This window comes from Owenweeksia hongkongensis DSM 17368 (genome assembly GCF_000236705.1).
Taxonomy (GTDB): domain Bacteria; phylum Bacteroidota; class Bacteroidia; order Flavobacteriales; family Schleiferiaceae; genus Owenweeksia; species Owenweeksia hongkongensis.
The window spans coordinates 2,225,456-2,238,094 of sequence record NC_016599.1 but is presented as its reverse complement, the minus strand read 5'-3'; the positions used below and the strand labels follow the sequence as shown (position 1 = coordinate 2,238,094).

At 42.5% G+C, this 12,639-nt stretch carries 7 protein-coding genes and 1 tRNA gene; 4 read left to right on the top strand and 4 right to left on the bottom strand.

Translation table 11 applies throughout. The annotated features are described in order from the left end of the window. Window positions 1-105: 105 nt before the first annotated feature. The 4 genes from OWEHO_RS10015 (at window position 106) to OWEHO_RS10000 (ending at window position 8,865) form a co-directional block, all read left to right on the top strand. Entirely contained in the window at window positions 106-1,149 is a 1,044-nt protein-coding gene (locus OWEHO_RS10015) for a GntR family transcriptional regulator (RefSeq protein WP_014202359.1), read from the top strand. Window positions 1,150-1,247: 98 nt separating this feature from the next. Next, a complete protein-coding gene (rhaT, locus tag OWEHO_RS10010; protein WP_014202358.1) occupies window positions 1,248-2,300 on the top strand; it encodes an L-rhamnose/proton symporter RhaT in 1,053 nt (350 codons plus the stop codon). A 201-nt stretch (window positions 2,301-2,501) separates the two neighbouring features. Then, the gene (locus tag OWEHO_RS10005) at window positions 2,502-5,384 is read left to right on the top strand and encodes a TonB-dependent receptor (RefSeq protein ID WP_014202357.1); all 2,883 of its coding nucleotides are present in this window, start codon (window positions 2,502-2,504) and stop codon (window positions 5,382-5,384) included. A 103-nt stretch (window positions 5,385-5,487) separates the two neighbouring features. Further along, window positions 5,488-8,865 carry a glycosyl hydrolase gene (locus tag OWEHO_RS10000; protein ID WP_223252682.1) on the top strand — a complete coding sequence of 1,126 codons (3,378 nt, stop codon included), beginning with the start codon at window positions 5,488-5,490 and terminating at the stop codon, window positions 8,863-8,865. Between the two features lie 514 nt (window positions 8,866-9,379). Here the strand turns inward: OWEHO_RS10000 and OWEHO_RS09995 are convergent. The 4 genes from OWEHO_RS09995 to odhB form a co-directional block, all read right to left on the bottom strand. Further along, a tRNA-Ser gene (locus OWEHO_RS09995) sits at window positions 9,380-9,466 on the bottom strand. 32 nt (window positions 9,467-9,498) lie between these two features. Then, the gene (locus OWEHO_RS09990) at window positions 9,499-10,524 is read right to left on the bottom strand and encodes an asparaginase (protein WP_014202355.1); all 1,026 of its coding nucleotides are present in this window, start codon (window positions 10,522-10,524) and stop codon (window positions 9,499-9,501) included. Continuing rightward, a complete protein-coding gene (locus OWEHO_RS09985; RefSeq protein WP_014202354.1) occupies window positions 10,521-11,279 on the bottom strand; it encodes a TatD family hydrolase in 759 nt (252 codons plus the stop codon). Before OWEHO_RS09985 ends, OWEHO_RS09990 begins: the two co-directional genes overlap by 4 nt. Window positions 11,280-11,401: 122 nt before the next feature. Further along, window positions 11,402-12,634: a 2-oxoglutarate dehydrogenase complex dihydrolipoyllysine-residue succinyltransferase gene (gene odhB / locus OWEHO_RS09980; RefSeq protein WP_014202353.1), complete on the bottom strand. Its 1,233-nt coding sequence runs from the start codon at window positions 12,632-12,634 to the stop codon at window positions 11,402-11,404. Window positions 12,635-12,639 lie beyond the last annotated feature (5 nt).

Sequence of the window (12,639 nt, the reverse complement as noted above, 5' to 3'; positions counted from 1 at the left end):
TGATGGTTGAGATAAATCCATTTTTTGTAAAATTGTAGACATGAACCCTCGTTTTTTAGGATAATCTTAACGATTGATGGTGTTCTTTAACTCTCAGGTAACACTATGACGGAATTTTTATTGAATATCCGGATTGATCCCAATTCGGACAGACCTAAGTACAAACAGCTGGTGGATGCCATTATAAGAGGTATTGAGCATGGTCAGCTTGGATATGGCCAAAAAATCCCTTCTATAAACAACCTTAGTGCAGAGTTTCATCTTAGCCGGGATACGGTTGAAAAGTCATACATGGAGCTAAAGCGTATTGGGGTAATACAGTCGGTAAGGGGTAAAGGCTTTTATATAAAGCATGCTAATCCGCTGAGTAAAATTAGGGTGATGCTTCTCTTTAATAAGATAAGTGCGTACAAAAAGGTTATCTACAACAACATCATTAATACGCTTGGAGATAAGGCTGAAGTGAGATTGTATGTGTATCACTGCGAAGCGAGTTTGTTCAAAAAGATACTTGAAGAAAAGAAACGTAACTATGACTACCTGGTGATGATGCCTCATTTTAAAAGTGAGAAAGAGCACGATGAAATAAGACACATTCTGGAATCCATCTCACCAAAAAAACTGTTTGTACTCGATAAGCATCTTTCCCGGATGGATGGTGATTTTGGGGAAGTAGTTCAGGATTTTAAAGAAGATATATATAAAGCACTGGATGAGGCGAAGCCATTGCTGGAGAAGTACAACAGGATAAATCTCGTTTTTCCCAAAAAGGTGGAGCACCCCTATCCATTAGAAATAATGCAGGGCTTTAGAAACTTTGTTGTGAATAACAATTTCGCTTTTGAGATTATGGATGAGATTCCTCCCGGCCATTCGGTTAATGAGGGGGAGGTATATATCACTATAGAGGAGACAGATTTGGTAAATATCATTAAGGCGGTAAAGGATTCAGACAATCTTGAGCTGGGGAAAAACATAGGAATCATATCCTATAATGACACACCGCTCAAGGAGGTGCTTGCTAATGGCATTACCGTGATTACAACAGATTTTGAGGAAATGGGTGTTACCGTAGCCCAAATGATTCTTAACAAAGTGAGATATAAAACCAAAAATACTTTTAGATTGATAAAAAGAAACTCCCTTTAGTGGGTTTCGGTTCTTTACATGACAGTACAGGATATCCCCAAATAAGAGGCATGCTACATTAGCCAGACTACTAATCTTATCAGGTAAAAATATAGAGTATGCAAATCATATCAGGGATTCTGTTTCATTTTATTGGAGGTGTTGCCTCGGGGAGTTTTTACACTCCGTATAAAAAAGTTAAAGGTTGGGCTTGGGAATCTTTCTGGATAGTAGGGGGGATATTTTCCTGGCTCATCGTTCCCTTTATTGCTGCCACACTTACTATAGATGGCTTTTGGGACATTATAGCTAATGCAGATGTCAGCACACTAAGTTGGTCATATACCTGGGGTGTGCTTTGGGGGATTGGGGGGCTTACGTTTGGTCTTGCAGTTCGATACCTGGGAATATCCCTCGGTCAAACCGTAACCCTCGGTCTTACTTCAGCATTTGGTTCGCTTCTTCCTCCTATCTATAGAGATATTGTAAATGCCGATTCGGGTGAAACATTTACCGGGATGTTGGCAAACACGGGTGGTCAGATAGTTTTGCTCGGTGTTTTGCTATGTCTTATCGGAATTGCGGTAAGCGGCAAAGCTGGCGTAATGAAGGAAAAGGAGCAGACACCTGAAGAGAAACAAACCAGTGTTAAAGAGTTTAACACCAAAAAAGGATGGGCTGTAGCTATTGTTTCCGGGGTATTGAGTGCTTGTTTTAATTATGGTATAGAAGCGGGAAAACCCATGGCTAATGTTGCTGTAGAAGCCGGGAATAATCCTTTATTTCAAAATAATGTAACCTACATCGTGCTGCTCTGGGGTGGGCTTACTACCAATTTTATCTGGTGTATGTATCTCAATAAAAAGCACAAAACTTTTGGTGATTATACCAATTCAAAAACGCCACTGTCTTCAAATTATATCTTCTCAGCTATGGCCGGAACAATCTGGTTTATGCAGTTCTTCTTTTATGGAATGGGGGAGAGTAAAATGGGAAATGGAGCCAGTTCTTGGATACTTCACATGGCCTTCATAATTCTTATTTCCAATCTATGGGGAATTATACTCAATGAATGGAAAGGTGTGAATAGAAAAACAGCACTGACCATCATTTCAGGTATAGGTCTGATTATACTGTCGGTGCTTTTGGTGGGGTATGGAAATTCACTCTAAAATGTGCTAATATTCTTGTATTACTGCGCTTTAGGGATTTGTTGATATGAATATTTTTTTTGAGAGAGCAGGACAATACAGGATGGTTCGGATTTGAGGTCCATATATCTTTAGCAGTACAACAGGGTCGGATTTTGATAATTATTCAATAACTGAACCTGTCTCTTCAAAAAATAGATTTTTATCAAAAACCAACTTACTATGACAAAACGACTACACACAAATCTCCGTTGTTTCTCATTGATCAGCGCGAAACGAAGGGTGATGGTTCTGGGCTTATTTCTGCTTTTTATTAATAGCTCTTTAATAGCCCAATCCGGAGTAATCAAAGGGACAGTGAAAGCTTCAAACGGAGAGGTATTAATCGGAGCAACGGCTTACGTTGAGTCGCTTAAAAAGGGAGGGTCTGTTGATGCAGAAGGAAAGTTTATCATCAATGATGTGGCGGATGGAACTTATCAGGTTGCGTTCGAATTTATTGGATACAAGGATAAAGTTCAATCAGTAACCGTATCAGGAGGGGTTGGTACGGTGAATGCAGTTTTGGAAGAAAGTTCTGAGGTTATGGACGAGGTTATCGTAACGGGGGTTTTTGACGAGCGAACGAAACTTCAATCATCAGTGGCTATCTCTACCTTAAATTCTAAAGAGATTGCAAGGCTTTCGCCAACCAGTGCGGCTGATGTGCTTAAAGATGTTCCTGGAGTATTTGTAAACTCATCTTTGGGAGAAATCAGAAATGTGGTGTATTCGCGCGGTGTGTCGGCAAACTCTACCGATGGTGATAGAGGATACTATTACGTTTCTATGCAGGAAGATGGACTTCCAGTAACCAATGTAACTTACGGTAACTATGGGCCTGACTACTTCCTTAGAAATGACATAACCGTAGGGAGAGTGGAAGCGGTTCGTGGAGGTTCAGCTGCTATTTTTGGACCTAATGCTCCTGGTGGTATTTTTAACTATATCAGCAATACCGGTAAAAAGGATTTTGAAGGAGCTGTACGACTTAAGGCAGGATTGCTAAGCGGAGAAAATCCATATTACAGGGCAGATTTGAATCTTAGTGGAGCGTTGAATGAAACTGGAGATCTGACCTATAACCTAGGTGGTTTTTATCGCTATGATAATGGTTACAGGAACCCTGGATACGCCATGAACTATGGTGGTCAGCTCAAAGCAAATATTGTGAAGCGATACAGTACCGGTTCTATTAAGCTTTATGCTAAAATGCTTGATGATCACAATGCCTGGTTTGAGTTTTCACCAGCAGTAAATTATGATAATCCACAATTGGCTCCGGGTGTATCAAATACTGATGCGTATTTGCCATCAAAGGATTTGACCTTTAAATACAAGGACAACTTTGGTGAAGAGCACGAGTATGATCCTACTAACCTTGTGCATTCTAAAGATTATGCTGTAGGTATGGATTGGAATCAGTTATTGGGTAATGGCTGGAAGATCAACAACAACATGAAGTATACTTCTAAGCAAGCTAATTGGAACACGGGTGCGGTAATCACATTTGTTGGATTGGAGTCTGTATTTCCATACTTGTTTACCAATACATTGAATCCAAACTCCGCAGGAACCTATACTTTTACTGATATGGTAACCGGTCAGGAAGTAGCGCAGGTATTTTCAGCTTCAGGATTTGATCACACAGTAACAAATTCCGACAATCTTCCAGGACAGGATATTCAGGCTAACTCGGTGATGCTTCAAGGTTTGTTTGTAAACCAAAACCGCGTAAACGAACTGATGGATCAATTTATCATCTCTAAGAAATTGGATAAAATGACTTTCTCATTAGGAGGTTTTGTGGCCCAGTCTAACGTAAAGAGTAGAGCCAACCTGGCAGCAGTAGCTCTTAGTACTATTGAAAATCAACCGCACCCACTTAACGTGACTATTACTGATGGTTCAGGAAATGTTAAGCAGGTAACTGATCCTAACGGGGTAGCAGGTGCTGGAAGAGCAAGTTTTACAGGTTCTGATGTGATTCAAAACCAGGCTGCCTTGTTTTTCGGTCATAGCTGGGAAATTACTTCAAGATTGCACTTAGATTATGGAGCCAGATATGATGTGGTATCGGTAGATGGTACAAACCTATTAGCTTCATCAGGAGTGGATGACGGAACCGGTGGTGATGATGGGGATGTTTCTACCCTTTATGACAACTACGCTTATAGCGAAGGCGATCGTGTGCAATACAATCACACAGTTAAAACTTTCTCGTATTCAGCTGCTTTGAATTATATGCTAAATGAGAAGATGGCCATTTATGGACGCTTCTCTAATGGTAAAAAGTCACCGGATTTGCTGTATTATCTGAGTGCTAATTCAAAATTTGCTGCAAGCACTTTGGATCCAAAGGCACAGGATTTGAAGCAGGCTGAGATTGGTTTTAAAACGACTTTCAAGAACCTGAATATTATAGCGACACCATTTTATAGCTTGTTAAGTAATGTTCCTACTTCTACTACAGGGTTGGATACTGCAGGTTTGAACTACAATACGCCAATACTTTTAAATGAAATTGAAACTTTCGGTCTTGAATTGGAGCTTAACTATAAAATCAAGAAGTTTAGTGTAAGAGGTGTGTTTACCGCTCAGAAAGCTACAGCTAAGAAGTGGGAAATCTGGATTTTGGGTAATGATGGAATGGATGACGATGTAACAGAAGATTACTCAGGTAATGCTGCGGACAACAATCCTAAGTTTATGTTCAACATTAGCCCGGCTTACTCCATTACCAAAAACATTGATGTGTTTGCCAACTGGAGATTTATGGGAGCAAGACCTGCTAACGTAGCTAACACATTTGAGCTTCCTTCGTTCCATCAGTTTGACCTGGGAGCTACTTACACTCCTTCTCAAAAATGGGATTTGACATTTAATGTAGTGAATCTTTTGAATGGAACCGGAGTAATGAGCTGGCAAGCACCAGGAGGCTTCCCTGCGTCATTAGATCGCCAAGGGTTTACTCCTGACGTACTGGCTGCTGACCCTAACAGTACTTTCGGTATCGTTACCATTCAGCCAAGATCATATTACCTGACTGTAACATATAGGTTTTAAGAATAGTAGCTTAACAAATGGAGCCCGTCATGAGTGGACTCCTTTGCTTTAGGCAAAAATGATTAGGAACGAAGCAAAGGTTAAGGAATTAAATAAGGAAAGAATGAAAAGACAAAGTATAGCCGCATTAGGTTCTGCGCTAATGGTAATGCTCACGCAAGTGCAGTGTTCCAGTTCGGAGCAGAGCAAAGTTGTAGATGCGGACATTAGCGAATTGAGAGAGAGCTTTAAAACTCCGCCAAACGAAGCAAAGCCACGAGTATGGTGGCATTGGATGAATGGAAACATCAGCAAAGAGGGGATTAAAAAAGACCTACTATGGATGCACCGAGTGGGTATTGGAGGGTTCCAGAATTTTGATGCCGGGTTGTTCACTCCACAAATAGTGGATAAGAGACTTACCTATATGACTCCTGAATGGAAGAAGGCTTTTGCCTACACCACACATTTGGCGGATTCGCTGGGTCTTGAGATGGCCATTGCGGCTTCTCCCGGATGGAGTGAAACCGGAGGCCCATGGGTAGAGCCTAAAGACGGTATGAAAAAGCTGGTTTGGAGTTCTACGGGTGTGGAGGGTGGAAAGAATTTTTCTGGGGTTTTGCCTGCACCACCATCTGTTACCGGTGTCTTTCAAAATGTAAAGTATGCAAACCATATCGGTATTGCCGGTCCGGGTCCTGAACCTGGCACGTACTACAATGATGTAAGGATTATTGCTTATAAGCTGAGTGATAATGACAAGCCTATCAAGGATTACAATCCGAAGATTACAAGCAGCGGAGGCAACTTCAACCTGGCGCAGCTTACAGATGGCGATTTAGCGACAACTTCTTTTTTACCACCTAAAAAGGTAGGTGAGTATGTCTATGTGCAATATGGTTTTGATGAGCCAACAACTATTAGCTCGGTAACCGTTGCCGGAGGGGGTGAAGTGCCTGAGTTTAATGATATACCTGCTGAGGACTTTAGAACTTTGGAAGTGAGTGATGATGGTGTGAATTTTAAAAAAGTGCAAAACCTGCCCTTGGGAAAAATGCCGCAGGTGACGTATACATTTGATGAACCACTTACGGCAAAGTACTATCGATTTAACTTCATGACAGAGGAGACAAAGCCTAATAGAATTGCAGTTATGATGGGAATACCTCAGAATCCTCCAAAGCCGGAAGGTGTAGAAGTGGCCGAGATAAACTTGCACACAACAGCGCGCATTGCTGATTTTGAGGAAAAGGCTGGCTATGGTGTTCAGCGTGCCTACAAAGGATATTATAATGACTGGACACCTGCTTCGGATGATGCGGTAGATATCAGCACTGTGGTAGATGTTACCGATAAAATGGAGGCTGACGGAAAATTGAATTGGGAAGTGCCAGCGGGTAAGTGGAAAGTGTTGCGCTTTGGATATTCACTTACTGGTCGTCAAAATCACCCGGCCTCGCCTGAAGCTACAGGTTTGGAGGTTGATAAGCTTGATGCTGATGCCGTACGCGCGTACATCAACAACTTCTTAGATCAATATAAAGATGCCAGCCAAAATGGTATGGGTGACGGTGGTCCTTTAGACTTTATCATTACCGATAGCTGGGAAGCAGGAGTGCTTAACTGGACAGAAAAAATGCCGGAAGAGTTTGAAAAGAGAAGAGGCTATAGCCTTATTCCATGGATGCCTACATTGGTGGGTGAGGTGGTTCAAAGCCCTGAGGCGAGTGATCGTTTCCTTTGGGATTTTAGAAGAACCCTCGGAGAAATGATTAAGGAAAATCACTACGATGTGCTTGGCGAAGAGTTGCACAAAAGAGGAATGGGGCGCTACACAGAATCTCATGAAGTTGGTAGGGCCTACGTTGGTGACGGTATGGCCATAAAAAGTAAGGCTGATGTCCCTATGTCTGCATTCTGGACTCCGGGTGCTATCGGTGGTCCTGAAGAAGAAGGTCCGGCAGTGAGATATCAGGCGGATATCAGGGAGTCATCGTCTACTTCTCACCTTTATGGACAAAAGTATGTGGCTGCAGAGTCAATGACCGCAATCATGAACAGCTTTGCTTTTCATCCTGAAAAGTTGAAGCCCACGGCAGATATGGAGTTGGCGAGCGGATTGAACCGTTATGTAATACACACTTCGGTACACCAACCTTCGGATGACAAAATCCCGGGACTAGGCCTTGGGCCATTTGGTCAGTGGTTTACTCGCCATGAAACCTGGGCTGAGCAAGCCAAACCTTGGATTAGCTATTTGTCTCGGGGATCTTATATGCTTCAGCAAGGTCAAAATGTGGCGGATGTAGTGTATTACTATGGCCAGGACAACAATATTACTTCGCTTTACGCGGAAGAGTTGCCAGCAGTTCCAAAGGGTTACAGCTTTGACTTTATTAATGCAGATGCTATCAGAAATGAGTTGAGCTACAGTGATGGTACGTACAGCACCAAATCAGGTGTGCAGTATAGAATTCTGGCCCTGGATTCCAACAGCAAATACATGTCTTTGGATGTGATGAAAAAGATTGCTGAGTTTGCGAAAGCAGGAGGTGTAGTGGTAGGCCCTAAACCTGTGGGCAGCCCGAGCCAGACAGATGATCAGGAAGAGGTGACTAAACTAATAAATGAAGTGTGGGGCGGAAGTTTGAAAAATGTAATGGTTGATGCGAGCATTGCTTCTGCTTTGGAAAGTCAGGGTATAAAACCAGACATGGCTTATACCGGAAATGCAGACTTGAGGTTTGTACATAGAACTACCCATGGTGCCGAAATCTACTGGATTAGCAATTGTGAAAAGGGTAATACCCCAACCGAAGCTACCTTTAGAGTGAGTGGCAGAAAGCCTGAGCTATGGAATCCGCAAACCGGAGAAATCAACGAAGTATCTTATACCTCTAAAGATGGCTTGACAACGGTGCCTCTTAATTTGGTTCCAAATGATGCCATCTTTATAGTGTTTACATCATCAACTGATAAGGCATCATTCACCCTTCCTGAAGTTAAGGAGACTGTATTGGCAACAGTAAATGGACCATGGAATGTAGAGTTTCAGGCAGAGAGAGGTGCGCCTGCCAGCGCAACCTTTGAAGAGCTTAGCTCATGGACTGAAAATACAGATGCTGGAATCAAGTACTTCTCTGGTACTGCCGCCTATATCAATACCGTCAATGTTACTGAAGGTGATCTTAAAAAAGGTGAAATAGAGCTTGATTTGGGTGAGGTGAAGAACATTGCTGAGGTGTTTGTAAATGGCAAGTCTCAAGGCATTGTTTGGAAAAAACCATTTAAGGTAAATATCACCGAAGGTTTAAAAGCCGGAGAAAATGAAATCAAAATTGAGGTGACTAACCTTTGGGTAAATCGCCTTATTGGGGATGCTCAGCCAGGTATTGAGGATAAAATTACTTATACAGCAATTCCTTTTTATAAAGCCGAAGATGAGTTGCTGACTTCTGGATTGATTGGCCCTGTAGGACTAGTACTGAAAGTTGCTGAATGAGACTTGTATTAGGAAGATGAGGTTCATCTTCAAGGGATATTTGGTTATCTGATAGAAGTAAAAAGCCCGTGAAACTCACGGGCTTTTTTATTTGAAATCGATAATGCATGATTACTCGCTCCGATCGTGATCTCTGTGGGGGGACCGAGATCAAGTCAAAAGCTCTAAGCCGTGGCAGCCTTTTGCTTTTTGTTGTCCCACCTTTAGCTTGTGCGATGTTATGATTTGGTTGACTGTGTATTGCTTTGAGTTATGCTTTCCAGAAAAATCCGTGAAATAAGTGCAATCTGTGGCTACGTAATCTAACCCGCGTCATCCGCGTTACTTTTGGTCAGAGATTTGAGATTACTCGCTCCGATCGTGATCCCTAGGGGAGAATGTTATCAAGTCAAAACCCAGTAAGCCTGCTGGCGCAGACTATGGTTTTTAGTTTTTCGATTTTCACTTGAGCAAGCTCAGCTCAATGAAAAAACTAAAAACCCCGTAGCACATTGTGCTACGGGGTTTTGTCTTGCGGAGAGAGCGGGATTCGAACCCGCGGTACGGTTGCCCGCACACACGCTTTCCAAGCGTGCTCCTTAAGCCACTCGGACACCTCTCCTTTTGGAAGGGCGCAAAATTACAAAACGCAACCTAATTGGAAAGCTCTCCTCGTAGATTTGTTTGGTAGAGCTCTGCAAAGTCTTCGGTAGGGAAATTGGCCAGCAAAAACATCATTTTAGTGAGCCCAGCTTCAAAGGTCATATCTCCACTACTGATAACGCCCATTTGCTTTAGCGCTCTACTGGCTTCATATTTTCCTTGAATCACTCCACCACCACTACACTGTGAAATGTTGACCACTTTTACACCACGATCTATTGCCTCGTGTACGGTTTCTAAAAACCATGGGTCGGTTGGAGCATTGCCAGAGCCAAAGGTGCGAATCAGCAGTCCTTTGATGGACGGGTTTTCAATGACCGGTTTTATAAAACTTTCCTGCATTCCTGGGAAAACTGTGAGTACGCCAATATTGGGATCGAGCTGGTCATAAAGCTTGATGCTGTCTTTGGTAGGATGCTCAATAAAGGAGTGATTATACTTTATATGAACTCCCGCTTCGGCTAGCTTTGGGTAATTCAGCGACTGAAAAGCCTCAAAATCTTCAGTGCTCATTTTGTGAATTCGGTTTCCCCTGAAAAGGGCATACTCAAAATAAACGGCTACTTCAGGAATCATGGCAAGGTTATCCTTTCTGCGAGCCAGTGCTATTTCCAAAGCCGTCAAAAGGTTTTCGCGAGCATCCGAACGACTGATGCCTATTGGCAATTGTGCCCCGGTAAAAACTACGGGCTTTGCCAAATTTTCAATCAAAAAGCTAAGTGCCGATGAAGAGTAAGCCATGGTATCCGAGCCGTGAAGAATCACAAAACCATCATATTGATTGTAGCCATCATAAACACGTTTGGCCAACCTTAACCAATGCTCAGGTTTCATGTCTGAAGAATCGATTGGTCTGTCCAGGCTATCTGTTTCTATTTCACAATCGAGCAGGCGTATTTCCGGGATTTGCTCCAAAAGATGTTCAAAGTCAAAAGGCTTGAGACCGCCAGTTTCGGGATCTGTCATCATACCGATGGTGCCACCGGTATACAGCATCAATATTTTGGATTTGGTCATTTTTCGAAAATCGCTTTAGCGTTGGCGGTAGTAATCTTATCTACTTCGGCCAAAGGTATATTTAATAGGCTTGCCACACGAAGGGCCACTAGAGCTGTGTAAGCTGGTTCATTACGCTTTCCGCGATGAGGCATGGGTGCCAAATATGGAGCATCAGTTTCTAAAACCAAATCATGGATATTCAGCTTTTCCACCACTTTGTCGAGCCCGGCATTTTTGAAAGTAACTACACCACCAATTCCTAATTTCATATTTAGCGAAAGCGCACGATGGGCTTGTTCTAAGTTTCCTGTAAAGCAATGAAAGATGCCAAAGAGTTTGTCGTCATGATAAGCTTCCAAAATTTCGAAAACTTCATCAAAAGCCTCACGGCAGTGGATAACGATGGGGAGGCCCATTTCTTTGGCTTTTTCAATTTGAATAGCAAAAGCCTTGCGCTGCTCTTCCACGAAAGTTTTGTCCCAATACAGATCCATGCCTATTTCACCAACAGCATAGTATTTCCCATTGTCCAATTCCTCAAACATTACCGCCAGTTGTTCCTGATAATCTTCTTTTACCGAACCCGGGTGCAACCCCATCATAGGTTTGCACTGCGGATAGTTGGCCGCCAGTTCTTTTAGGTTATGAATACTTTTTACATCAATATTAGGAAGGTAAATTTCATCAATGCCTTGCTCTTTGGCGCGAGCCAGCATATCGTCAAAACCTTCTTTAAATTCATCAAGGTAAATATGGCTGTGGGTATCTATCATAGAAAACTGTTTGCGATTGCAAAAGTAGTTTTTCGTAAAGAGGTGACATTGCCGAAAACAAAAAAGCCCCAATATCTTTCGATACCGAGGCTTTCTAAAAATATATACTTAAACCTTAGTTTCTACAACTCAAGGGCTTTTTTTACCACATTGTCACCACCCATCAAAAGTTCTTGTGGGTTTTCCAAAGCTTCTTTTACAGCTACAAGGAAACCTACAGACTCACGGCCATCAATTACACGGTGGTCATAAGAAAGAGCCACATACATAATCGGACGAATTTCTACTTTTCCATCAATAGCTACCGGACGCTCAACGATATTGTGCATTCCAAGGATAGCACTCTGTGGAGGGTTGATAATAGGGGTAGAAAGCATAGAGCCAAATACACCACCATTGGTAATGGTAAAGGTGCCACCAGTCATTTCATCAACGGTAATTTGACCTTCACGAACACGGATCGCCAAACGCTTCACTTCTTTTTCTACACCAGCAAAGCTTAGGTTTTCGGCATTGCGAATCACAGGAACCATAAGTCCTTTTGGTCCACTTACCGCGATGCTAATATCTGCGTAATCGAAAGTGATCAAATCATCACCATCAATCATTGAGTTTACCTGAGGAAATTCTTTCAAAGCACGTGTTACCGCAAGGGTAAAGAATGACATAAAACCAAGGCCTACACCATGCTTCTCTTTAAAGTCTTCTTTGTACTCTGATCTAAGATCAAAGATTGGCTTCATATCCACTTCATTAAAAGTGGTAAGCATAGCCGTTTCATTTTTTACAGATACCAAACGCTTAGCAAGCTTTCTGCGCAAGGAGCTCATCTTTTTGCGATCAGAAGGACGAGCGGCACCAGTAGAAGTCCCCATAGAAGCTTCAGCTTTTACAGCGTCATCGCGGGTAATTCGGCCATCACGGCCAGTACCTTCCACAGCTTTTGCGTCAATTCCCTTTTCGTCAAGAATTTTGCGAGCTGCGGGCGAAGCGCTACCAGAAGCATAAGTTTCTTCTTTTTTGGCAGGAGCTTTTTCAGCTTTAGCTTCCTCTTTTGGAGCATCTGCTTTTGGCTTGTCCTCTTTTTTACTGTCATCACCACTTCCTTCTGGCTTGGCTGCACTAGTGTCAATGGTTCCAATTACCTGGCCCACTTCCACTTCTTCGCCTTCTTCTACAGATATAGAAATAATACCAGATTCTTCAGCTGGCATGGCAAGGGTAGCTTTGTCAGAGTCAAGCTCTACAATTTCTTGGTCTTTTTCTACGTAGTCGCCATCTTCTACTAACCACGAAGCGATTTCTACTTCTGATACGGATTCACCAGGTGATGGAACTTTAATTTCTACGCTCATCTTTA

Bases quoted from the DNA above. Each gene is read 5' to 3' on its own strand.
- OWEHO_RS10015 (WP_014202359.1), top strand. From the start codon at position 106: ATGACGGAATTTTTATTGAATATCCGGATTGATCCCAATTCGGACAGA.
- rhaT (WP_014202358.1), top strand. From the start codon at position 1,248: ATGCAAATCATATCAGGGATTCTGTTTCATTTTATTGGAGGTGTTGCC.
- OWEHO_RS10005 (WP_014202357.1), top strand. From the start codon at position 2,502: ATGACAAAACGACTACACACAAATCTCCGTTGTTTCTCATTGATCAGC.
- OWEHO_RS10000 (WP_223252682.1), top strand. From the start codon at position 5,488: ATGAAAAGACAAAGTATAGCCGCATTAGGTTCTGCGCTAATGGTAATG.
- OWEHO_RS09990 (WP_014202355.1), bottom strand. From the start codon at position 10,524: ATGACCAAATCCAAAATATTGATGCTGTATACCGGTGGCACCATCGGT.
- OWEHO_RS09985 (WP_014202354.1), bottom strand. From the start codon at position 11,279: ATGATAGATACCCACAGCCATATTTACCTTGATGAATTTAAAGAAGGT.
- odhB (WP_014202353.1), bottom strand. From the start codon at position 12,634: ATGAGCGTAGAAATTAAAGTTCCATCACCTGGTGAATCCGTATCAGAA.